Below are 22,940 nucleotides of genomic sequence, written 5' to 3' on the forward strand. Positions count from 1 at the left end.
AATCGGGCCGCGGCGTAGGCTTAAGAACGCTGACGCGCGAGGGAGGTGCTGGGTGACCGAGAGGCCAACCGCGCCCTCGCAACGTTCGGGGGTCGGCGGCATCCTGGCCACCTACCTGGAGCGACCCACAGGCGGTCAGACGGGCTCCGTTGGTCGGGCCGCGAGTGCGACAAAGGCATTTCTCGCGTTCTCCCTGGTATTGACCGGCGCGTACACCATCTTCTTCGCCATGTACGACGCGTCGGCGTTCGCGGCGAACATCATCTCCGGAACGGTATCGGTCATCCTTTTCGGGGTCGGTCTGGGGTTCGTCACTAGGGGCCACCAGCTCACCGCGGCGGTCATCGCGGTCTCGGTGGGCACAGCGCAGGTCGCGTTCACCACCACGTACGTTGGTTGGATCGCGGGCTTCCAGCTGTACCTCATCGCCGGAGGCCAGCTGGTCTTCATGCTCTTCACCGACCGTCAACAGATGCTGCGGGCGGCGTACGTCGCGGTGGCGATCGGCGCGTTCTTCTACTGCCAGCTCATCGTGCCGGAGAAGGGGGCTGGTCGAGAGCTTCTCCGCGAAGGCCAAGGGCGTCATGTTCTCCATCAACGCCAGCGTCGCGCTCCTGCTCGTGTACCTCCTTGCGGCTGCCGGCCACGCCGGAGCGGCTCGCGCTCGCGCTCAGGCTGACGGCGCCGCAGCACGCGCGGAGTTCCTGGCCAACACGGACGAGCTCACGGGTCTGTCCAACCGCCGGCCGGTGGTGAAGCGCCTCGAGAAGCTCAGCTCCACCGCGCCGTACATCGTCGCGATCGCGGACCTCGACCACTTCAAGCGCCTCAACGACACCTACGGCCACGAGTGCGGGGACAGGGTGCTCGCCGCGGTTGGGCACAGGCTCCGCGACTCCGTGCGATCCGTGGACACTGTGGGGCGCTGGGGAGGCGAGGAGTTCATCGTCGTCATGGAGCAGTCCACGCTTGCGGACGCCACCGAGGTGGTGGAGCGGCTGCGCGCCCGGATCGCTGAGCCGGTGCCGTGCACCGGCCACTCGCACTCGATCACGGTCTCCGTTGGCCTTACGGACGCTCAGCCGGACGGCACCGCAGCGCGCGCCCTGCAACGCGCAGACGCCGCGCTTTACGAGGCGAAAGCGGCGGGCCGGAACGCGGTCCACGTAGTCCCCGGTCCACCACCCGCGCCCGGCGCCCCGCCGCCCCCGAGGCGGCGGCGTTCATGAAGGCATCCGTCGGCTCACGCGTCGGCGTGGCCCTCGTGGCGCTCCTCGCCGTCGTCGTGTGTGGTGCGCTCGGCCTGTGGCAGTGGAACAGGGCGCAGCAGAAGGCCGTCACCGTAGCACCGGAACCGAGCGTGCCGATCGCTGAAGTGCTCAAGCCCGCGAGTCAGGCAGGCACGGCCATCGGGCGTCAGGTGAGCGTTTCCGGAACCTGGGCGGACGAAGACGCCGTACTGGTCTCCGGCCGCGAGGTCGAGGGCCAGGATGCCGTGCTCTTGGTGCGCGCCTTCACGGTCGACGCGGACGCCACGGGTACGGGCTCGACGGCGACGATCGCGGTGATCGTCGGGTGGCGCCCCGCGGATTCGCCGCAAGGCCCCGATGACGATCCCGCCCACGTCACCCTCGAGGGCTACCTGAGGGCGCCGGAGGAGGCGACCCCAGCGTCGGGCAGCGAAGGCGAGGCGATTCCGGGGACCGTGTGGAACGACACCATCTCGCCGAGCGAGCTCGCGCAGACCTGGCCGCCGCCGCTGTACTCGGCCGTGTTCTCCTCCTTTGATGGCAGCGAGAGTTGGGAGCCGCTGCCACCCCCGCCGCCCGAGGAGCACGTCAACCTCCGCTCGATTCTGTACGCACTCGAGTGGTGGCTGTTCGGCGCCTTCGCCGTGTTCGTCGCGATCCGCTGGCTGCGGGACAATGGCCGCGAGACCCCAAGCCACGAGGAGAGCCACGCGTGACCGACGCTGCCCTTGACCCGCGAGTGAGCGGCGCCCTGACGCGGTACCGCGTCATGGCCGTCATCACCGGAACGTTCCTGCTGCTGGTGTTCACGGGGGTGATCCTCAAGTACGTGTTGAGGATCGACAACCCCACGGTCGTGACGATCACCGGCTATATCGCGATGGTCCACGGCTGGATCTACGTCATCTACCTGATCACGACGATCCACCTCTGGCTGCTCATGCACTGGGGGCTGGGGCGCCTCGTAGTCATGGGCCTCGGCGGCATCGTGCCGTTCCTCTCCTTCATCCTCGAGCACCGCATCGCGCTGGAGGTCAAGGCGGCGCGCGCCGGTACCCTAGACGCGTGAGCACAGCCCACCGTCCCGTCCTTGTTGTCGACTGCGGGGCGCAGTACGCCCAGCTCATCGCGCGCCGCGTGCGCGAGGCGCACGTCTATTCGGAGATCGTGCCCCACTCCATGAGCGCCGCGGCGATGCTCGAGAAGAACCCGGCCGCCGTGATTCTCTCCGGCGGCCCCTCCTCCGTGTACGAGCCGGGAGCCCCCGTCATCGATCCCGCGCTGTTTGAGTCCGGGGTGCCGGTCATGGGCATCTGCTACGGCTTCCAGGCCATGGCGCAGGCGCTCGGCGGCACGGTCGCGCGGACCGGGTTGCGTGAGTACGGGCGCACCCAGGTGCAGGTGTCCGACGCTGGGACGGCTTTGGCGGGCAGCCCAAGCGAGCAGCAGGTCTGGATGAGCCACGGCGACTCGGTGCAGGCCGCGCCTGAGGGCTTCACGGTGCTCGCGACCACCGAGGGCGCCCCCGTTGCCGCATTCGAGGACGTCGCGCGGCGCATGAGCGGGGTGCAGTGGCATCCCGAGGTCAAGCACTCTCCGCTCGGCCAGGCCGCCATCGAGAACTTCCTGTACCGGATAGCAGGCATTTCGCCCGACTGGACCAGCGCGGGCGTGATCGACGAGCAGGTCGCACGCATCCGCGAGCAGGTTGGATCCGCGCGCGTCATCTGCGGGCTGTCTGGGGGAGTGGATTCTGCCGTGGCCGCCGCGCTCGTGCACCGCACCGTTGGCGACCAGCTCACGTGCATCTTCGTTGACCACGGCCTGCTGCGGGCAGGCGAGGCTGAGCAGGTGGAGCGCGACTTCGTAGCGTCCACGGGCGTGAACCTCGTTGTCGCAGACGAGAAGGCACGGTTCCTTGACGCGCTCGCTGGCGTGACCGATCCAGAGACCAAGCGCAAGATCATCGGCCGCGAGTTCATCCGCGCGTTCGAGGAACAGGCGAGCAAGCTTGTGTACAACGCGGCACTGGGCGAGGAGGTGCGCTTCCTCGTGCAGGGAACGCTCTACCCCGACGTCGTGGAGTCCGGAGGCGGCGAAGGTGCCGCGACCATCAAGAGCCACCACAACGTCGGCGGCCTTCCGGACGATCTCAAGTTCGACCTGGTGGAGCCCCTGCGCGCGCTGTTCAAGGACGAGGTGCGGGCCGTGGGGCTTGAGCTTGGGCTGCCGGAGGAGATCGTCTGGCGCCAGCCGTTCCCCGGACCTGGCCTCGGCATTCGCATCATCGGCGAGGTCACTCACGACCGGCTCGAGGTGCTGCGCGCGGCCGACGCCATCGCGCGCGCCGAACTCAGCGCCGCCGGGCTCGACCGCGACATCTGGCAGTGCCCCGTGGTGCTGCTCGCGGACGTCCGCTCCGTTGGCGTCCAGGGGGACGGCCGCACCTACGGCCACCCGGTGGTGCTGCGCCCCGTGTCGTCAGAGGACGCCATGACCGCCGACTGGACGCGCGTGCCCTACGACGTGCTCGAGCGCATCTCCACCCGCATCACCAATGAGGTGCGCGAGGTCAACCGCGTGGTTCTCGACGTCACGTCGAAGCCCCCGGGCACCATCGAGTGGGAGTAGGCGGCGAGCTCAGCGCCGCCCCCTAGCTGTCTTCGGTGCCCGACGCTTCGGCGAGTTGGGGCTCTTCCGTAACCACAGCGTCGTTCATAACTACGGCGTCGTTCATGACTACGGCGTCGGGCTGGCTGTGCACCTTGCGCGGCCTCACCGACGCGAGAGCGGACACCACGAGCCAGCCGCCGAGCACGAACAGACCCACGATCACGACGTTGGTGAGATTGACCTCGGTACCGCTGAGCGCGTACATCGCCGCGACGGCGGCGCCGGTGACAATGAGCCCCCAGAGGGCGCCCGTGACCCGCTGCATGGGGGAGAGTCGAAGCTCCTTCATGATCAGTCCTCCTCGATCCACAGGCTCATGTTGCCCGCGCCCTGGTTGTCGTCGAGCCGCACGGTGAGCACCGGCTTGTCGGAGTTCGTCAGCACCACCGCATCGGTGGCCCCGTAGTTGGTGTCGCAGTTCACGTCTCGGTCCGGCCAGAAGATGGAAGCGCCGGTCGCCCACCCGTTCTCGTCATCGCTCGTGTGGTCCACGACGACGACCCGGAGACTGGTGCCCTCCGGGATGACGAGGCGCGTGTTCTGGGAGGTGACCGTGATGGTCTGGTCCGCGGGCACGCTCGAGAGTCGCACCGTGCCCTCGGTGTCCGGCGTGGCAAGGTCCTCGGTCTGATAGCACGAGCCGCTGATCGCCACCGTCTCGTACGCAAGGAACGCGGCGGAAGGGTCGAAGGCGGGCGGAGGGGTGTAGACGGGCTCTGGCTCGCCGACTGTGACGTCGTGGTACGAGTCCTGCCACCAGATCCGCCAGTCCCCATCGGCGTAGTGCTCGCGCAACTGGGGAGCCATGCCGATCGCCACGCCCACCGGGATCAGGGCGAGCACGGATACGAAGCCGAGAAAGCCGAGCTTGCGGCCCCGGAGCGCCGTGATGACAAGGATCAGTCCGAGCCCCGCAACGTAGATGACGCCGCCGGCCACCACGGGGAACACCGCGAGTCGGTCGGTGCTCCACAGGTAGAGCGTGATCGCCGCGGAGATCGGGAACAGCGCCAGCGCAAGGAGATAGCCGAGCTTGCCGGGGCCGGGCACGTGCGGGCGTGGCTGACGGGGTGGCGCGGTGTAGACGGGAGCGCTCGGCGGCACAAACTGGCCCGACGCCATGGCGGGCATGGCGGCATAGGTGACCGGAGCGTCGGGCACCGTGGCGGGCGCTGGGGACTGTGCTGGCTCGGCGGCGGGCTCGGCGGCCGCGTCGGGGGCTACGTCGGCCGCAGGTGGCGCGGGGATCGTGCCGTCCGGGAGGCGCGCGAAGCCCTGTGCGGGATTGGCGCTCTTCGAGGAGTTGACGGCCCAGATGATGAGCCACACCAGGCCGGCCACAATGGCGAGCGGGATCAGGATGAGGAACACCCTGCCAAGACCTGGGAAGCCGTATCCCGCGTTTCCCATGGCGGGCATGTTCGATAGCCAGCCCCAGCCACCCGAGACCGCATTGCGATCGAGGAAGATGAGGCCGAACACCGTGAGGATGCCGATCACGACAAGCGAGCCCACGTTGGGGCGGCCGCGGCCGAAGTCCTGGATGACGATGCGGCCCTCAGTGTCTGGCAGGAGGGCCCACCCCGCCGCATACGCGAGCAGCACGAGGCCGCCGGTGAAGATGCCGATGAGCACGAAGATGAGCCGTGTGGGGGCCGGGGCCATCCCGATGCGGTTGCCGACGCCGGCGAGCACGCCGCCCATCACTCGGCTGTCCGAGCGAACGATTCCCCACGACCGGATGGTCGAGAAGAACGCCGCCTCTTGGGGGGTTCCGTTGACACGAGTGGCTCCTTTTCTCTTGCCTCGCTGCAAGTGTGCGTGCCGCGGCTTGGCGCCCGCCATGAGGTAAGCCCCTGATTCGGACCCTGAATGAACCCTTGCGTCCGGGCCCTGGCGCCCTGACGTGTGTGACGATTGGCGCGTGACGGCAACCCCCAGAGCTCCGCGCGCCACTCGCGTTGCGCGCCCGCTTGAGCGCCCGTCGGCGCCCAGGCTCTGGTGGCGCGCGCTGGTGGGGTTGGCGATGCTGGGGACGGCCGTGGTGCTGGCGCTGGGCCAGGGCGACGACCTGGCCGTACCCCCGTGGTTGATCCCGCTCATCATCTACTCGGCGGCCGTGGTGCTCGTGTGGAGCCCGCTCGACGCGGTGGTCGCCGCTGACGCGCGACGGCCCGACGTGGTCTCGCTTGTCTCGCGCGACGCGTGGCTGCGGATCGTCATCGGCTGGGTGGCCGCGGCGTTCGCCGTGTGGCTGTTCGCCATCAGCCCGTTCACGACGTCTCCTTTGGTGCGGACCTGGGTGGTTGTTGGGGTGGCCATGATCGCGACCGCCCTCCTGCTCGCCCCGTGGTGGCTGCGGCTCATCCGCCAGGTCACCGTGGAGCGCGAGAGGCGGGTTCGCGAGTTCGAGCGCGCGGAGATCGCCGCCCACCTGCACGACTCCGTGCTGCAGACGCTCACGCTCATCCGCGCGCACGCGACCGAGCCGGAGACGGTCGCCCGACTGGCTCGCGCCCAGGAGCGCGACCTGCGCGCGTATCTCTACCAGGAGCGACGCTCCCCGTCGGATTCGGTAGCTGCCGCCCTCACCGCCGCGATCAACGAGGTCGAGGACGCACTCGGGACTGCCATCGAGGTCGTTACCGTGGGCGACGTGCCCACCACGCCCGCCCTCGCCGCTGCGGTGAGCGCCGCGAGAGAGGCGGCGACAAACGCGGCCCGCCACGGCGTCGGGCCCATCTCCGTGTATGCCGAGGTGACGCCGGGAGGCTACGAGGTGTTCGTGCGCGACGCGGGCCCCGGCTTTGACCCCGAAGCCGTTTCCGAGGACCGCCTGGGGATTCGCAACTCGATCGTTGGGCGCGTCCGGAGGGCAGGCGGCGACGCGTCGGTGAAGTCCGCGCCAGGGGAGCCGACCGAAGTGACCATCTCCGTCCCGCGAGAGGAGCAGAAGTGACCGTGCGAGTAGTGGTGGTCGACGACCACGACGTGATCCGCGTCGGGGTGCGCGAGTCTTTGGATGCCGATATCGAGGTGGTGGGCGAGGCCCGCGACGTCGAGGGCGCGATCGAGGCCGTGCGGGTGACCCGCCCCGAGGTCGTCATTCTCGATGTGCATCTGCCAGGGGGAACCGGCGGCGGGGCGCTCGATGTGCTGGCCGAGGTACTGGGTGGCGCTGGCGCGCCGCGCGTGCTGGCCCTGTCCGTGTCCGATGCCGCGGAGGACGTGGTCGCCGTGGTGCGCGCCGGCGCTCGCGGCTACGTCACCAAGTCCATCTCCGGGCCCGACCTGAGCGACGCGGTGCGGCGCGTAGCCACGGGAGACGCGGTGTTCTCGCCGCGACTGGCCGGGTTCGTTCTTGACGCCTTCAACGCGGCCGGCGGCGAGGTCGCGGCCGCGGACGAGGACCTCGACAAGCTCACCGAGCGTGAGCAGGAGGTCATGCGGCTGATCGCGCGCGGATACACGTACAAGGAGGTGGGGGCGAAGCTCTTCATCTCCGTCAAGACCGTGGAGACCCACGTGGGGAAGGTGCTGCACAAGCTGCAGCTGTCGAACCGGCACGAGCTCGCGCACTGGGCGGCAAGGCGCGGGATCGCGTAGGGCGAGTCCTGGGGCCATCCCCCAACGCGGTTTAGGCAGACTACGCATACCTCAGGCCGACTTTGGGGCTCGCCTAGGCACGTTACGCATACCTTGCGGTCGTGACTCGCCAGCACCACCGCGCGCCCGGCGACAGCTTGTTGTGACTCGCCAAACTCCCAAGGTATGCGTGACCTGCCTAAACCGCGCGACTTTGGTTCCCAAGGTATGCGTGGGTTGCCTAAACCGCGGGGAGCGGTGCGCGGGGCGGCGCGTCAGCCCAGCAGCGACACGGCGCGCGCGATCACAAGCGCAAGGATCACGAAGCCAGAGAGCGCCTCAAGCCCCATGATCGCCTTGGCACGGATGGACAGCGGCATAGAGTCGGACGCGGAGAACGCCATCGCGTTCGACAGCGACGAGTACAGGTAGTCGAAGAACTGCGGCCGCCAGTCATCAGGGCTGAAAGCGGAGGCCTTCTTCACCTCGGGGTCGGTGTCCTTGTCCTCGTCCTGGCTGAAGCGAAGATCGGCGGCGGGCACGGCGCTGCGGGGATTGGACCAGCGCTTGAAGGGTCCGCCGCGGTCCATCTCCCACAGCACCAGAGCCACCGCGATCACGTTGGTGAGCCACACTTGCGCTGCGGTGAGGAGCAGGCGCGGCCCGGAATCGGGATCGGGCTCCACGAGCGCGATCACGAGTGTCACCACCGCCACCTGATTCGCCACGAACAGCACCAGCGCCTGGATGATCGACAGGACGCGTGCCGGTCCCGACTCGTTCTTGAACCTCACCGGGTTCAGCGCGATGAGCGGGATGAGCAGGCCTATCGTCACCGCCACGATGCCCCAGTGCAGCACCGGGTGCAGCAGGTTGGGCAGCATCGCGTAAAGAGTCGCGGCCGCGACCACGGCGATGACGGCGGGCCAGCGATGCTCGCCCGCGGGCAGTTCCTTGACCTTGGGTTTGGTCACGTGGCTCAGGCTATCGCTGCCCGACGCTGGGGTTGCGCAAGCGCGCGAGCTGAGTAATCTGTGGCCATGCCGAGTGACGTATCTCACACTGTGAGCACGCAAAGTGCTGTGCGACACGTGGATGTCGCCTATCTGCCAAGCGCCTACCGTCGCGACGAGGCAGACCCGTTGCGCGCGATCGCCTTCTGGAATGGCCAGCATCAGTACGAGCCGCCCACGGAGAGCGGCGCGCTGCGCATCCGCGAGGCGATCCGCGCGGAGCGCATCGGCGCCCTCGCCGCCCTCGCCCCGCAGCTGATCGGCCTAGCGCGCGACCCGCGTCCGTCTATTCGCGCCGCCGCGGCCACGTGCTTCTCGATCCTGGCCACCGCGGGCCAGGCTCCCGCCGACCGCGAGGCGTGGCGCGCCATGCTCGGACTTGCGAAGTACGACGACGACGCCGAGGTGCGCGCCGCCGCTGAGCGAGCTCTGCGGCACTTCGAGCACTGCGGAACGGTCGCCCTCGCCAGCTGAGGCCGCCCAAGCCGGCAACAGCGCCGTACTAACAACAGCGTCGGGCCTGTGGGAGGCAGGACCTAGACTTCATCGGGTCATGGATGCCCTCTTCTCGGTCGACGAATCTCCCCTCATCGCGGGCCTCAACCCACAGCAGGCGCAGGCCGTGCTGCACTCGGGGAGCCCGCTGCTGATCATGGCCGGCGCCGGGTCCGGGAAGACCCGCGTGCTCACGCACCGGATCGCGCATCTGCTCGAGTCCGGCCGCGCGCGGCCCCACGAGATCCTCGCGATCACGTTCACGAACAAGGCCGCCGGCGAGATGCGCGAGCGCGTCCAGGCGCTCGTCGGCGGCGAGGCGCGCTTCATGTGGGTGGCCACGTTCCACAGTGCGTGCGTGCGGATCCTGCGCAAGGAGCACGAGGCCGCGGGGCTGACCAGCTCGTTCTCGATCTACGACACCGCGGACTCGGTCAATCTCATGAAGCTCGTCATGCGCGAGCTCGACCTGGACCCCAAGAAGTTCACGCCCAAGTCCATCCTGGGACGTATTGGGCGCTTCAAGGACGAGCTCATCTCGCCGGAGGTCGCGCTCGCGGCCGCCGACACGGTGAGCCGCCACAGCATCGACCACGCCGCCGCGATCGCGTACCCGGAGTACCAGCGTCGGCTCGAGGCCGCGAACGCAGTGGATTTCGACGACATCATCGTCAAGACCGTGCGCCTGCTTCAGGAGAAGGACGGGATCGCACACGAGTACCGCACACGCTTCCGCCACATCCTCGTGGACGAGTACCAGGACACGAACCACGCGCAATACGTCCTGGTTCGCGAACTGGTTGGCCCTGCAGACGATCCCGCGCTGCCTCAAGCGGAGCTCACGGTGGTCGGCGACGCGGACCAGTCCATCTACGCCTTCCGCGGCGCGTCCATCCGCAACATCAACGAGTTCGAGAAGGACTATCCGGACGCCGAGGTCATCCATCTTGAGCAGAACTACCGCTCCACGCAGACCATCCTGAGCGCGGCGAACGCGGTCATCGCGAACAACGCCGACCGCCGCCCCAAGAACCTGTGGACCGACTCCGGGGCCGGCGAGCGCATCACCGGCTACGTCGCGGACACCGAGCAGGATGAGGCGCGCTTCATCGCCGACCAGATCCGCGCCCTGGTCGGCTCCGGCGAGTTCGCTTGGTCCGACGTCGCGATCATGTACCGCGCCAACGCCCAGTCCCGCTCCATCGAGGAGCGCTTCATCCGCGCCGAGATTCCCTACAAGCTCGTTGGCGGCACTCGCTTCTACGAGCGCAAAGAGATCAAGGACATGCTCGCGTACCTCGCGGCCGTGGTTAACGAGGACGACGACATCGCCACGCGCCGCGCCATCACCGTCCCCAAGCGCGGCATCGGTGACGTGGCCATCGAGGGTGTGGATCGGCCTGCGGCGCTCAAGGCCCGACGCTGGGCTGAGTTTCGGCAGGGCGTTGCGTTTCGCCTCGGAGGCCGGGATAGCTTCGCGTTCGGTGTCCGCGATCGACGCCTTCGTCGCGCTCATGGACGACCTGCGCTCTCTCGCGGCCGACAACGGCCCCGCGGGTGTGCTCGACGCGATCGCGGACCGCTCCGGCCTGCTGTCCGCGTTGCGCGCTTCCGAAGACCCTCAGGACGCGAGCCGGATCGAGAACATCATGGAGCTCGTTGCTGTAGGCCGCGAGTTCAGCGAGGAGAACCCGGAGGGCACCCTCGCCGACTTCCTCGAGAAGGTGGCCCTGGTCGCCGACGCCGACCAGATCCCCGACGCCGAGGCGGGCGGGGGCGTGGTCACCCTCATGACGCTGCACACCGCCAAGGGCCTCGAGTTCCCGGTGGTGTTCCTCACGGGACTCGAAGACGGCACTTTCCCTCACGTGCGCTCGATCGAGTCCGGGAGCACCAAGGACATGGAGGAGGAGCGCAGGCTCGCCTACGTTGGCCTCACGCGCGCGCGCCAGCGGCTGTTCCTCACCCGGGCCGAGCTGCGCGCGAGCTTTGGCGCTCCGCAGTACTTCCCACCGTCGCGCTTCACCGAGGAGGTGCCCGCGGACCTCGTCGAGTGGTCGCGGTCGCAGACCTCCATGGCGACGCTGCGTGCTCGCTCGGACAGGGGCTCGTCCCGCTCGGGAGCCTGGACGTCGATGGGCTACGGCGTCAACCAGGACCGCGACGACGGCAACGTCTACGGTCGGGCCGGCTCGGTGAGCTCGCGCAAAGTACCCCCAAGCCCACCGGGAAGCGGTGGCGGGGCAGCGTCGGACCTTGGGCTTGAGGTTGGCGACCGGGTCACCCACGACAAGTTCGGGCTCGGCAAGGTGGTCGCGCTCGAGGGCGGCGGGGCGAGCGCGGCCGCGAAGGTGGACTTTGGCGCGGAGGGCGTGAAGCGGCTGCTTCTCAGGTTCAACCCGGTGGAGAAGCTGTAGGGCCCCGCTAGGGCTGGCGCGCATGGAGACCAAGACCTCGAAGGTGTCGATCGTTGGCGCGGGAGCCGTGGGTTCGACCCTCGCGTATGCGGGCCTCATGCGTGGCTTCGCGCGCACCGTGGCGCTGTACGACATCAACACCGCGAAGGTCGAGGCGGAGGCGCTGGACCTGCAGCAGGGCATCCAGTTCATGCCTGAGGCCAGGGTCATCGGCTCGGACAAGGTCGAGGTCGTGGAGAACTCCGACGTGGTGGTCGTCACCGCGGGGGCCAAGCAGCAGCCGGGCCAGACGCGCATGGACCTCGCGGGCGCCACGATCTCCCTCATGGAGAAGGTCATGCCGCCGCTGCTCGAGGCGGCCCCGAACGCCATCTTCATCCTCGTGACCAACCCCGTTGACGTGGTCACCTACGCCGCAATCAAGATGTCCGCCGCGGACCCCGCCCGCATGTTCGGCTCGGGGACCGTGCTCGATTCGTCGCGGCTTCGCCACGAGATCGCGCGCGAGGTCAACGTGGCCGTGGGCAACGTCCATGCGTACATCGCGGGCGAGCACGGCGACAGCGAGGTGGCGCTGTGGTCCTCCGCCTCGATCGGCGGCGTGCCGCTGCTCGAGTGGGTGGACGAGAACGGCGTGGTGGTGATGACGGACGAGGTTCGCCATCGTATCCACAACGACGTGGTCCAGTCCGCGTACACCATCATCGCTGGTAAAGGGGCAACTAACTACGCGATCGGCGCCGCCGGCGCCCGCATCGTGGAGGCAGTGCTCGGCGACCAGCACCGGGTGCTTCCCGTCTCGACCCTCACCGAGTTCCCCGGCGTCGGCGAGGTCTGTATGTCCCTTCCCGCGATCCTTGGCCGTGGGGGCATCGTGCAGCAGGTTGACGTGCGACTCCTCACCGGGAGAGCAGGCCGCGCTTGCGGCATCGGCACGCTCCATCAAGGAGACGGCAAGCAAGTTCGGCGTGGTGTAGCGCGGGGCAAACACGCGCGGCTAGTAGGGCCTACGCAGGTCGGGGAGCATCGTCGGCCTCAGTACAGATGGATCGTCAGCGCGCCAGCAACGATTCCGATTGCGCCGGCGATGATCGCGAAGATCGCGCGCCCGGCCCCGTGCTTGCCCCTCCGCGAGAGCATCAGCGCCCAGACGCCTAGGCCAAGCGCAACGGCGCCAACGATGATCCCTGCCCAGCCAAGGAACGACATCACGAGCGCCGCGATCCCCACGTACCCGGCGGCGATGGCCGCGCCGGACCGGCCAACGGGCAAGAGCCAGTGCTCCGGAGTCTGCGGCCCATGGTCCGAGGCTGGCGCAACCATCTGCGGCGGAGCGCTGGGCGCCAGCGGCGCGATGTGCGCCGTCCACGCGGCGCCGTCCCAGTAGCGCTGGGTCTGCGCCATGCCCGGGTCGGGGTACCAGCCGGCCGGGGGTGTGCTCATGCCCGTTTTCTACCACGGCGAACCCGCGCAACTGGGCAAGCACAGCGTCGGGCCGCAGCTAGTCTTGTCCCTGGCGCATAGAAGCGCAGCCCCCACCGCAAAGGACTGAGGATGGACCTCTTCGAGTACCAAGCGCGCGATCTGTTCGAGAAGCACGGTGTACCCGTGCTGCCGGGCATCGTCGCCACCACCCCCGCCGAGGCACGAGCCGCGGCAGAGACTCTTGGCGGCGTGACCGTCGTCAAGGCGCAGGTCAAGGTGGGAGGCCGCGGCAAGGCCGGCGGCGTGAAGGTGGCTCGCAGCCCCGAAGAGGCCGAGGCGGCCGCCGCCGCGATCCTGGGAATGGACATCAAGGGCCACACCGTGCACCGCGTGATGGTTGCCGCGGGCGCTGCGATCGCCGAGGAGTTCTACTTCTCTGTTCTCCTTGACCGCGCAGAGCGGCGCTACCTGGCCATGTGCTCGGTTGAAGGCGGCATGGAGATCGAGCAGCTCGCCGTTGAGCGGCCCGACGCTCTGGCCAGGGTGGCCGTGGACCCTCTCGTTGGCATTGACGCGGCTAAGGCGGCCGAGATTGTGGCCGCCGCCGGGTTCTCTGCGGAACTTGCAGGTCCCGTCGCCGACGTAATCCAGAAGCTGTGGGCGGTGTACCGCGACGAGGATGCGACGCTCGTCGAGGTGAACCCACTGGTGCGAGTGGAGAGCGGCGAGATCATCGCGCTCGACGGCAAGGTGACGCTGGATGCGAACGCCGACTTCCGGCACCCTGACCACGCCTCACTGGAAGACACGGCAGCTGCGGACCCGCTCGAGGCGAAGGCCAAGGCGCTCGACCTCAACTACGTGAAGTTGGATGGCTCCGTTGGGATCATCGGCAACGGCGCGGGGCTCGTCATGTCCACGCTGGATGTCGTCGCCTACGCGGGGCAGGAGTTCGGCGGGCAGAAGCCTGCGAACTTCCTCGACATCGGCGGCGGGGCGTCGGCGGAGGTCATGGCGAACGGCCTCGACGTGATCCTCAATGACCCTCAGGTCAAGAGCGTGTTCGTCAACGTCTTCGGCGGCATCACCAGCTGCATCGAGGTGGCCAACGGCATCGTCGGGGCGCTCGAGACTCTGGGCGACGAGGCGTCGAAGCCCCTGGTGGTCCGGCTTGACGGCAACGCCGTGGACGAGGGCCGCGCGATCCTCGCGGCCGCCAACCACCCCCTCGTGACCATCGTCGACACCATGGACGGCGCCGCGGCCAAGGCCGCAGAGCTCGCCGCCGCGGCAGCGTAAGGAGTCTGTACCCATGGCAATCTTTCTGACTGCACAGTCCAAGGTCATCGTTCAGGGCATGACCGGCTCCGAGGGCATGAAGCACACCACGCGCATGCTCGCCTCCGGCACCGCGATCGTCGGTGGCGTGAACCCGCGCAAGGCGGGGGAGCAGGTTGACTTCCCTGGGGATGTCACGATCCCCGTGTACGGCACGGTGGCCGAGGCCATCGCCGCCACGGGTGCGGACGTCTCCGTGGTCTTCGTGCCGCCGGCCTTCACCAAGGCCGCCGTAATCGAGGCGGTCGACGCCGGCATGCCGCTCGTGGTAATCATCACCGAGGGTGTGCCCGTCAAGGACACCGCCGAGTTCTTCGAGTACGCGACCGCCCACGGCACGCGGCTGATCGGCCCCAACTGCCCCGGTCTCATCACTCCCGGCCAGTCCAACGTGGGCATCACCCCTGCAAACATCACGGGTGCGGGCCGCATCGGGCTGGTGTCCAAGTCCGGAACGCTGACCTATCAGATGATGTTCGAGCTCAGGGATCTCGGGTTCTCCACGTGCGTCGGCATCGGCGGCGACCCCATCATCGGCACCACGCACATCGACTGCCTCGAGGCGTTCGAGAACGACCCCGACACGGCTGCGATCGTGATGATCGGCGAGATCGGCGGCGACGCGGAGGAGCGCGCGGCTGCGTACATCCGTGACCATGTCACCAAGCCGGTCGTGGGCTACGTTGCCGGATTCGAGGCGCCGGAAGGCAAGACGATGGGCCACGCTGGGGCCATCGTGTCTGGATCGTCTGGGACTGCACAGGCCAAGAAGGAGGCCCTCGAGGCCGCCGGCGTTCGCGTGGGCAAGACCCCTTCCGAGACCGCCAACCTGATGCGGGAGATCCTCACGGCGAACGGCTAAGCCCATCCGCCGCCCCCCGCCAGGGGTTTAGGCACGTCAGTCCTGCTTCCGCGGCGTGGATCCCGTCGTTTAGGCACGTGGGTCCTGCTCCGCACCCTCGACCCCTCGACGCGCGGGCTGGCCCGGTCGCAGCGGCTACAGCCCGCAACTGGCCGTGATCAGGACTGAGCTGCCTAAACCGCGGGAGTTAGGCCCGGGACTCAGGACTGAGCTGCCTAAACCCCCGGGGGCGGGGGTTTGCGCGCGGCGTTACCGCGGCGCTGGCTGGGCTCGGGAGAGTATGAGCGGGTGACCGCCACGCCCCAACAGACGCGCCTCCAGGCCGCGCTCGCGGGCGCGCCCGGCTGGCTCGGCGGCGCGCTCACGGGCGTGCAGGCCGCGGTGATCGGGCTGCTGGTGGTGATGACGCCCGCGTTCGCGGCCGCGGCAGCGGCGCCCACGACAAACGGGTCCGCGGCGATCGACTGGATGGGGATCACCAAGATCTCTGCGCGCCTGTGGCTCCTCGCGCACGGCGTGCCGTTCATCGTCGAGGGCGTCGCCTTCACCCTGGTGCCGCTCGGCCTTACCGCCCTCATCGCCGCCATTCTCGCGTCCATCGCTCGCCGCTTCTGCACCAAGAGCTGGGCCAGTTGGGCGGTGGCGACGGGCACCTACGTGGGGCTGGTGACCCTCGCCGAGATCGCCGCGATGCGCGGCTACCCCGACTTCGCGCGCAACACCGTGCACGCGATCGCGGTCTCCACCGTGGTCGCGGGCGGCTCAGTCGCCGCCGGCATCTGGCGCGCCCACGGCGCGGAGTTCGGCTGGGTCCCGCGGATCCCCATCAATGTGCGCAGAGGCTTGAGGCTGGGGCTGGCGACCTTCGCGCTGACGCTCGGCATCGCCGCACTGCTTGGGGGCGCCTTCACCTATCTGGGCCGGGGCCGTATCGCCGACGCCGCCGCTTCCCTTGGCATCGACCCGCTTGGGGGCGTGGCGCTGGCCTTCGGGCAGGCGCTCTACGCGCCAAACCTCTCGGTGTGGATGCTCGGCTGGATGACCGGGCTCGGCTTCTCCGTAGGCGAGGGGAGCGTGTACTCGCCCGGTGACATTGCGGCCGACGCGGTGCCCGCCTTCCCGCTGTTCGGGGCACTCCCCACGATCTCGGGTGGGTGGCTGATGTGGGCCCCGGTGGGCATTGTGGCCGCCGCCGCGCTCATGCGACTGGCGCTTCGGCGCCGCATCTCGACGTCCGTAGCTGAGCTTCCCGCGCTCGGCGTGGCGATTGTGGTCTCCGGACTGTTGGCCGCGACGGCGGGCGCCGTCGCCTCTGGGGCGCTAGGGCCTGGCCGCCTCGCGTTCGTTGGGGTCGAGGTGGTTCCGGTCGCCGTGCTCTTCGCGCTGCTCAGCGCGCTGGGGTTCGGTATTGCCCACGGGCTGCTGATGCTGGCCCAGCTCGCGCGCGGGAAACGCCAGGGGCCGCTGCTGTCGGTGGTCCCGGACCCGGAGCCGGTGTCTATCCCGTCGTGACCTTGCCGTAGTTCGAGTACTTCTCCATGAGGTCCTCGAGGTCCTTCTGGTATTGCGTCTCGCACTCGCGCCGAGCAGTGTCGGTGATGGCGCGATCGAGGCATGCCTGCAGCTGCTCCTGGGGCACCCGGAACATGACAAGGCTCAGGCCTCCGAGGAGGATCATCCCGCCCATCCCGATGGCGATCCACAGCCAGATGCGGATGCCCGCAACGGCGTCGACTCCCCTCGAGTTGACCAGCGCCGAGATCGCGAACGCCATCGCTGCGGGACCCGTGATGAGCACGAGGAACTGTGTGGGCAGCCCGGTCGCCCACAACAGCGCGCTCACGCCGAGCAGGGCGAAAGTCCACAGCGAATCGCGGCGAAGCTCCCGCGGAAGCGTTGGCCGTTCGGGCGTGGACGTTGGCGTCATGGGACAAGGGTAGGTGGCAATTGCGGCGCACCGTTAGGCTCGTCGCGTGGCCCCAGCTCGCGTCGTCGTCCTCATCTCCGGCGCTGGCTCGACCATGAAGGCCCTTCTCGACGCCGCGGAGAGCCCCGCATACGGCGCCCGCATCGCGGCCGTGATCTCGGATCGCGAAGGGGCGGCCGGGCTCGACATCGCCGCCGCGGCCGGAATCCCCACCGCTACCGTGCGCATCGGCGACTTCCCCGACCGCGCCGTGTGGGACGAGGCGATCGCCCGCACGGTCGCGAGCTTCGACCCCGACCTCGTTGTGCTCGCGGGCTTCATGAAGATCCTCGGCGCGCCCTCCCTCGTGCGCTTCGGCGGTCGCATCATCAACACGCATCCGGCGTTGCTGCCGTCCTACCCGGGCGCACATGGAGTACGCGATGCGCTGGCCGGCGGTGCCAAGGTCACCGGCTGCACGGTGATGATCGTCGACGCCGGGATCGACACGGGCCCGATCGTCGCCCAGGCGGCGGTCGCCGTGGAGGACAATGACACAGAGGAATCCCTGCACGAGCGCATCAAGCTCGTCGAGCGCGCGCTCGTGGCCGACACCGTTGGGCGCATGGCTCGTGAGGGATGGACCGTGGACGGCCGCGCCGTCAGGATAGGCAAGGAGCCCGCATGACCGACCAGATCCCCGTGCGCAGGGCCCTCGTCTCGGTGTACGACAAGACCGGCCTCGAGGACTTGGCCCGTGGCCTTGCCGACGCCAGGGTTGAGATCGTCTCGACGGGCTCAACGGCCGCGACCATCTTGGCCGCCGGGATCGCCGTGACTCCCGTCGAGAAGGTCACCGAGTTCCCCGAGTGCCTCGATGGCAGGGTCAAGACCCTGCACCCGCGCATCCACGCGGGGATCCTGGCCGACCGTCGCCTCCCCGATCACGTCTCGCAGCTCGAGGAGCTCGAGATCGAGCCGTTCGACCTCGTGGTCGTCAACCTGTATCCGTTCGTCGACACCGTGATGTCGGGCGCCACGCAGGACGAGGTCGTCGAGCAGATCGATATCGGCGGCCCGTCGATGGTGCGCGCGGCGGCGAAGAACCACCCGAGCGTCGCCGTCGTGGTAACGCCTAAGGCGTACCGGGACGTCCTGGCCGCGGTAGCGTCGGGCGGCTTCACTCTCGAGCAGCGCAAGCTGCTCGCGGCAGCCGCCTTCCGGCACACGGCCACCTATGACATCGCCGTCGCCTCGTGGATGGGGAACGTCGTTGCGCCCGACGCTGTGGGAGACTTCCCCGGTTGGGTGGGCTTCAGCGCCACTCGCGTTGCGTCGCTTCGGTACGGCGAGAATCCGCACCAGCGGGCGGCGCTCTACACGGACGACTACGGAGCCCCCGGCCTCGCCGGAGCCAAGCAGCTGCAGGGCAAGGAGATGTCCTATAACAACTACGTCGACGCCGACGCCGCGTGGCGCGCTGCGCACGACTTCTCCGAGCCTGCCGTCGCCGTGATCAAGCACGCGAACCCGTGCGGGATCGCGGTGGGCGCGACGATCGCCGAGGCGCATCAGAAGGCGCACGCGACCGATCCCGTGTCGGCGTATGGCGGCGTCATTGCTGCTAACGGCGTGATCACGGCCGACGCCGCACGCTCCATCTCACCGATCTTCACCGAGGTGGTGGTGGCGCCGGGGTACGAGCCTGAGGCGCTCGAGATCCTCGCCGCGAAGAAGAACCTCCGGGTCTTGGAGGTTTCCGGCGGGACCGGTGGCGGGGACGTCAGGCACATCAGCGGCGGCATCCTGCTGCAGAGTGCCGATCGCATCGATGCCCCAGGCGATGACCCAACCACGTGGTCACTCGTTGCGGGGGACGCGGCCGACGAGGCGACGCTCGCGGACCTCGCGTTCGCGTGGCAAGCGTGCCGCTCCGCGAAGTCGAACGCCATCCTGCTCGCCGCGAACGGCGCCGCTGTGGGGATAGGCATGGGCCAGGTCAACAGGGTGGACTCGTGCCGCCTCGCCGTCTCGCGCGCGGGTGACAGGGCGGCCGGAGCCGTGGCAGCGTCGGACGCGTTCTTCCCGTTCGCCGACGGGCTGCACGTTCTCATCGACGGGGGCGTGCGCGCGGTGGTCTCGCCGGGCGGTTCGGTTCGTGACGCGGAGGTCATCGAGGCCGCCGCCGCGGCCGGAGTGACGCTCTACCACACGGGTACAAGGCACTTCTTTCACTGACATGGCGAAGACTCCTGCCGTTACGCCGCTTCGGCTCGCGATCCTCGCGCCCGCTGGCGGGCTGGTCATCGTGCTGTTTGGCGTGCTCGTGAACGCGCGTGCGGCGGTGCTGGTGCTCGGCGCCTTCGCGATCGCCGGCGCCGTGGCGCGCTTCGTCACGCCGGATGTGCGGGCCTTCGTGGTGCGCTCTCGCGGCGTGGATGTCGCGGTGCTCGGCGTGCTCGGCGCGGCGCTCATGCTGCTGGGCATGACAACCCCGCTCACCTAAGCTGCCCCGCGCCCGCGCACCTGCCCCCTCGCCCGCGCGGTCCGTCACAACGGTTGAGCGCGAGTTTGGCGCCAGAACGCCCGCGAAAGCGCGTCTCAACCGTTGTGGCGGACGCGTGCGGCGACAGAACGGCCCATGGGACCGCGCGCAAAGGGGCCCGACGCCGTGGCGTTGGGCCCCTGTCGCGTTGCGGGGGTGCGGGGTTACGCCTCGATGACCTCGATGGTCTCGACGACCTCGATCTCCTCGACCGGGGCGAACGCGCGCCACAGCAGGCCCACGATCGCGGCGCCCACGATGGGAGCCACCCAGAACACCCACAGCTGGGCGAACGCCCAATCGCCGGCGAACAGCGCCGTCGACGTCGCGCGCGCGGGGTTCACCGCGGCGTTCGTGAACGGGATTCCCAGCACCACCATGAAGGCGAGCGCGGAGCCGATGACGAACGGGGCCGCGGCCTTGGAGGCGCTGGGCTTGGTGGCGCCGAGGACCGCGAGCACGAGACCGCCCGTGATGAGCGCCTCGACGATGAGCGCGGCCGTGAGGCTGAACCCGCCAGGCGAGTGGTCGCCGTAGCCGTTGGAGACCGACTCCATGGCGGCGCCCCGATCGGCAACGATCGTCGAGGTGCCCGCGAGGTAGAAGATGGTGAGTCCTGCGAAGAGGCCGCCGATGACCTGGGCGAGGATGTAGGGCACCACATCGCGACCTGGGAACCTGCCGGCGAGCCACACGCCGACCGTCACCGCCGGGTTGAGGTGTGCCCCCGATACGCCGCCGAACACGACTGCGGCGATGATCACCGAGACCCCGAACGCGAGGCCGACGGTGAGGGTGGGTGCAACGACGCTGTAGCCAACGGGCTGGTAGCCCCCGGAGTCGGACTGCAGGAACAGCGTTGACCTTGAGGCGATGCTGAGCGTGATCGCGGTTCCAACGCCAAGCAGCACCAGGATGAACGTGCCGGCCACTTCGGCGAGCATCTTGCTGATGAGACTCGGGCCAGCGGGCTCGTCCGCCCAGATGTCGGCCTCAAGCTCCTCGGTGAACTCCTCTGCGGCGTCTGCCGCTTCGGTCTCAGACATGTCTCCTCCTAGAGATTCGTGAAGCCACAGCCCCACCGCAAGCCATCCTGCCATCTGTACCCAGCGTCGGGCCGGATATGGGGGCCCCAACCGTGGACTAGATTTGTGCCCAGAACCCACGCCCCGCCGCAAGGAGCCCGCATGTCAAAGATCAAGGTTGAGGGAACCGTCGTTGAGCTCGACGGAGACGAGATGACGCGAATCATCTGGCAGGCCATCAAGGACCGCCTCATCAACCCGTATCTGGACATCGACCTCGAGTATTACGACCTGAGCATCGAGTCGCGCGACGCCACCGACGACCAGATCACGATCGATGCAGCGAACGCGATCAAGCGGCACAACGTGGGCGTCAAGTGCGCCACCATCACCCCTGATGAGGCGCGCGTTGAGGAGTTCGGGCTGAAGAAGATGTGGGTGAGCCCCAACGGCACCATCCGCAACATCCTCGGCGGGGTGGTCTTCCGCGAGCCGATCATCATCTCCAACATCCCGCGCCTCGTGCCCGGCTGGACCAAGCCCATCGTGATCGGCCGTCACGCGCACGGCGACCAGTACAAGGCGACCAATTTCAAGGTGCCCGGCGCGGGCCAGCTGACCATCACCTTCACGCCCAAGGACGGCTCCGCGCCCATCGAGCACGTCGTCGCCAACTACGGCGAGGACGGCGGGGTCGCCATGGGCATGTACAACTTCAACGACTCGATCGCGGACTTCGCGCGGGCCTCGTTCTCATACGGCCTGCAGCGCAACTACCCCGTGTACCTCAGCACCAAGAACACGATCCTCAAGGCCTACGACGGCGCGTTCAAGGACATCTTCCAGGATGTCTTTGAGCGCGAGTTCGCGGACCAGTTCAAGGCGGCGGGCATCACGTACGAGCACCGCCTCATCGACGACATGGTGGCCGCGGCGATGAAGTGGGAGGGCGGCTACGTCTGGGCGTGCAAGAACTACGACGGCGACGTGCAGAGCGACACCGTGGCCCAGGGCTTCGGGTCTCTTGGATTGATGACGTCCGTGCTCATGACCCCGGACGGCAAGACGGTCGAGGCCGAGGCGGCGCACGGCACCGTGACGCGCCACTACCGCCAGCACCAGGCGGGACAGCCCACGTCGACCAACCCCATCGCGTCCATCTTCGCGTGGACGGGAGGCCTCAAGCACCGCGGCAAACTTGACGGCACCCCGGAGGTCACGGGCTTCGCCCAGACCCTCGAGGACGTCATCATCAAGGCCGTCGAGGACGGTCACATGACCAAGGACCTCGCGCTCCTCGTTGGCCCCGACCAGGGCTGGGGAGACCACCGAGGGCTTCCTCGCCACCCTCGACGAGCGCCTCGCGGCACGGCTCGCATAACTCACCACCCCTGCAACGGAGCATTCCCATGACTACCCCCGTGAATGTCACAGTCACCGGCGCGGCCGGCCAGATCGGCTACGCCCTGCTGTTCCGCATCGCCTCCGGCGCGATGCTCGGCCCCGACACCAAGGTGCGCCTGCGCCTGCTCGAGATCCCTGCGGCGGTGAAGGCCGCGGAGGGCACCGCGATGGAGCTCGAGGACTGCGCGTTCCCGCTGCTTGACGGCGTTGACATCTTTGACAGCCCGACGCCGGCTTTCGCGGGCGTCAACGTGGCACTTCTCGTTGGGGCGCGTCCGCGCGGGGCCGGGATGGAGCGCGGTGACCTGCTCGCGGCGAACGGCGGCATCTTCGGCCCGCAGGGTCAGGCCATCAACGCGGGCGCGGCCTCCGATGTGCGGGTGCTGGTCGTGGGCAACCCGGCGAACACCAACGCGCTCATCGCGTCCGCCCACGCACCCGACGTTCCCGCCACGCGCTTCACCGCGATGATGCGCCTCGACCACAACCGCGCGCTGGCCCAGCTCGCCGCGAAAGCCGGCGCGAGCGTCGGCGATGTTCGCAACGTGACCATCTGGGGAAACCACTCCGCGAAGCAGTTCCCGGACACCAACTATGCGCGCATCGGCGCGCGCAGGGCCGAGGACGTCATCGCCGACGACGCGTGGATCGACCAGAAGTTCATCCCCACCGTCGCCAAGCGCGGCGCGGCGATCATCGACGCGCGAGGGGCATCCTCCGCCGCGTCGGCGGCGAACGCGGCCATCGATCACGTCCGCGACTGGGTGCTCGGCACCCCCGCGGACACCTGGGTGTCGGTTGGCATGGCCTCTGACGGCTCCTACGGCGTGCCCCAGGGTCTCATCTCCGGCTTCCCCGCCACCTCCAAGGGCGGCGAGTGGGAGATTGTGCAGGGGCTCGAGTTCACCGAGCACGGGCGCGGGCTGCTCGACGCTTCCGTTGGCGAGCTCGTCGAGGAGCGGGACGCGGTCAGCGAACTCGGCCTCCTCTAGGCCCGCAACG

Annotated in this window: 21 protein-coding genes and 3 pseudogenes; 18 read left to right on the forward strand and 6 right to left on the reverse strand. The window is 68.7% G+C overall.

Translation table 11 applies throughout. The annotated features are described in order from the left end of the window. Positions 1-52: 52 nt before the first annotated feature. From NVV57_08005 to guaA, 5 genes are read left to right on the forward strand one after another with little or no spacing between them, the layout of a single operon-like run. Positions 53-679, forward strand: a complete 627-nt coding sequence (locus NVV57_08005) for a hypothetical protein (protein ID MCR6712633.1) — start codon at positions 53-55, stop codon at positions 677-679. Further along, the gene (locus NVV57_08010; protein ID MCR6712634.1) at positions 585-1,229 is read left to right on the forward strand and encodes a GGDEF domain-containing protein; all 645 of its coding nucleotides are present in this window, start codon (positions 585-587) and stop codon (positions 1,227-1,229) included. The genes NVV57_08005 and NVV57_08010 overlap by 95 nt, the downstream gene beginning before the upstream one ends. Next, positions 1,226-1,966: an SURF1 family protein gene (locus NVV57_08015; protein MCR6712635.1), complete on the forward strand. Its 741-nt coding sequence runs from the start codon at positions 1,226-1,228 to the stop codon at positions 1,964-1,966. Before NVV57_08010 ends, NVV57_08015 begins: the two co-directional genes overlap by 4 nt. Next, a complete protein-coding gene (locus NVV57_08020; protein ID MCR6712636.1) occupies positions 1,963-2,319 on the forward strand; it encodes a DUF3817 domain-containing protein in 357 nt (118 codons plus the stop codon). The genes NVV57_08015 and NVV57_08020 overlap by 4 nt, the downstream gene beginning before the upstream one ends. Next, a complete protein-coding gene (guaA, locus tag NVV57_08025) occupies positions 2,316-3,881 on the forward strand; it encodes a glutamine-hydrolyzing GMP synthase (GenBank protein ID MCR6712637.1) in 1,566 nt (521 codons plus the stop codon). Before NVV57_08020 ends, guaA begins: the two co-directional genes overlap by 4 nt. A 22-nt stretch (positions 3,882-3,903) precedes the next feature. Here the strand turns inward: guaA and NVV57_08030 are convergent, their stop codons facing one another. Further along, positions 3,904-4,212, reverse strand: coding sequence for a hypothetical protein (locus NVV57_08030; protein ID MCR6712638.1), 309 nt, complete (start codon positions 4,210-4,212; stop codon positions 3,904-3,906). A 2-nt stretch (positions 4,213-4,214) separates the two neighbouring features. After that, entirely contained in the window at positions 4,215-5,768 is a 1,554-nt protein-coding gene (locus tag NVV57_08035; protein MCR6712639.1) for a PspC domain-containing protein, read from the reverse strand. Between the two features lie 79 nt (positions 5,769-5,847). On the opposite strand from NVV57_08035, the gene NVV57_08040 reads away from it, so the two are divergent. Then, a complete protein-coding gene (locus NVV57_08040; protein ID MCR6712640.1) occupies positions 5,848-6,882 on the forward strand; it encodes a histidine kinase in 1,035 nt (344 codons plus the stop codon). Next, entirely contained in the window at positions 6,879-7,529 is a 651-nt protein-coding gene (locus NVV57_08045; GenBank protein ID MCR6712641.1) for a response regulator transcription factor, read from the forward strand. The genes NVV57_08040 and NVV57_08045 overlap by 4 nt, the downstream gene beginning before the upstream one ends. Positions 7,530-7,783: 254 nt before the next feature. On the opposite strand, the gene NVV57_08050 is transcribed toward NVV57_08045, so the two are convergent. Continuing rightward, positions 7,784-8,482 carry a hypothetical protein gene (locus tag NVV57_08050; GenBank protein MCR6712642.1) on the reverse strand — a complete coding sequence of 233 codons (699 nt, stop codon included), beginning with the start codon at positions 8,480-8,482 and terminating at the stop codon, positions 7,784-7,786. 117 nt (positions 8,483-8,599) lie between these two features. Between NVV57_08050 and NVV57_08055 the strand changes: the two genes are divergently transcribed. From NVV57_08055 to NVV57_08065, 3 genes and pseudogenes are all read left to right on the forward strand, one after another. Further along, positions 8,600-8,995: a hypothetical protein gene (locus NVV57_08055; GenBank protein MCR6712643.1), complete on the forward strand. Its 396-nt coding sequence runs from the start codon at positions 8,600-8,602 to the stop codon at positions 8,993-8,995. 79 nt (positions 8,996-9,074) lie between these two features. Further along, positions 9,075-11,433: pseudogene (gene pcrA / locus NVV57_08060) on the forward strand (DNA helicase PcrA). A gap of 22 nt (positions 11,434-11,455) precedes the next feature. Next, positions 11,456-12,410 (forward strand): annotated as a pseudogene (locus NVV57_08065) (L-lactate dehydrogenase). A gap of 58 nt (positions 12,411-12,468) precedes the next feature. On the opposite strand, the gene NVV57_08070 reads toward NVV57_08065, so the two are convergent. Continuing rightward, positions 12,469-12,837 carry a DUF2510 domain-containing protein gene (locus NVV57_08070; GenBank protein ID MCR6712644.1) on the reverse strand — a complete coding sequence of 123 codons (369 nt, stop codon included), beginning with the start codon at positions 12,835-12,837 and terminating at the stop codon, positions 12,469-12,471. 150 nt (positions 12,838-12,987) lie between these two features. Here NVV57_08070 and sucC point away from each other — a divergent pair, with 150 nt between their 5' ends. The 3 genes from sucC (at position 12,988) to NVV57_08085 (ending at position 16,570) form a co-directional block, all read left to right on the forward strand. Continuing rightward, positions 12,988-14,157: an ADP-forming succinate--CoA ligase subunit beta gene (sucC, locus tag NVV57_08075; GenBank protein ID MCR6712645.1), complete on the forward strand. Its 1,170-nt coding sequence runs from the start codon at positions 12,988-12,990 to the stop codon at positions 14,155-14,157. A gap of 13 nt (positions 14,158-14,170) precedes the next feature. Further along, positions 14,171-15,058 (forward strand): succinate--CoA ligase subunit alpha, encoded by an 888-nt coding sequence (gene sucD / locus NVV57_08080; protein ID MCR6712646.1) that lies wholly within the window; start codon positions 14,171-14,173, stop codon positions 15,056-15,058. A gap of 288 nt (positions 15,059-15,346) precedes the next feature. Continuing rightward, the gene (locus tag NVV57_08085; protein ID MCR6712647.1) at positions 15,347-16,570 is read left to right on the forward strand and encodes a DUF6350 family protein; all 1,224 of its coding nucleotides are present in this window, start codon (positions 15,347-15,349) and stop codon (positions 16,568-16,570) included. On the opposite strand, the gene NVV57_08090 is transcribed toward NVV57_08085, so the two are convergent. Continuing rightward, positions 16,557-16,985, reverse strand: coding sequence for a hypothetical protein (locus NVV57_08090; protein ID MCR6712648.1), 429 nt, complete (start codon positions 16,983-16,985; stop codon positions 16,557-16,559). The genes NVV57_08085 and NVV57_08090 overlap by 14 nt on opposite strands. A gap of 46 nt (positions 16,986-17,031) precedes the next feature. Between NVV57_08090 and purN the strand changes: the two genes are divergently transcribed. Genes purN through NVV57_08105 form a run of 3 tightly spaced genes read left to right on the forward strand, consistent with a single transcriptional unit; the run spans position 17,032 to position 19,470 of the window. After that, a complete protein-coding gene (gene purN / locus NVV57_08095; protein ID MCR6712649.1) occupies positions 17,032-17,652 on the forward strand; it encodes a phosphoribosylglycinamide formyltransferase in 621 nt (206 codons plus the stop codon). Beyond that, positions 17,649-19,202, forward strand: coding sequence for a bifunctional phosphoribosylaminoimidazolecarboxamide formyltransferase/IMP cyclohydrolase (gene purH, locus NVV57_08100; GenBank protein MCR6712650.1), 1,554 nt, complete (start codon positions 17,649-17,651; stop codon positions 19,200-19,202). The genes purN and purH overlap by 4 nt, the downstream gene beginning before the upstream one ends. Position 19,203: 1 nt before the next feature. After that, a complete protein-coding gene (locus NVV57_08105) occupies positions 19,204-19,470 on the forward strand; it encodes a DUF3017 domain-containing protein (GenBank protein MCR6712651.1) in 267 nt (88 codons plus the stop codon). A gap of 203 nt (positions 19,471-19,673) precedes the next feature. Here the strand turns inward: NVV57_08105 and NVV57_08110 are convergent, their stop codons facing one another. Further along, positions 19,674-20,555, reverse strand: a complete 882-nt coding sequence (locus NVV57_08110; GenBank protein MCR6712652.1) for an aquaporin — start codon at positions 20,553-20,555, stop codon at positions 19,674-19,676. A gap of 141 nt (positions 20,556-20,696) precedes the next feature. On the opposite strand from NVV57_08110, the pseudogene NVV57_08115 reads away from it, so the two are divergent. Together NVV57_08115 and NVV57_08120 are read left to right on the forward strand one after the other, a co-directional pair. Beyond that, positions 20,697-21,915 (forward strand): annotated as a pseudogene (locus tag NVV57_08115) (NADP-dependent isocitrate dehydrogenase). A gap of 28 nt (positions 21,916-21,943) precedes the next feature. After that, positions 21,944-22,930: a malate dehydrogenase gene (locus NVV57_08120; protein MCR6712653.1), complete on the forward strand. Its 987-nt coding sequence runs from the start codon at positions 21,944-21,946 to the stop codon at positions 22,928-22,930. Positions 22,931-22,940 lie beyond the last annotated feature (10 nt).

Source organism: Demequina sp. (assembly GCA_024707205.1).
Lineage (GTDB): Bacteria > Actinomycetota > Actinomycetes > Actinomycetales > Demequinaceae > Demequina.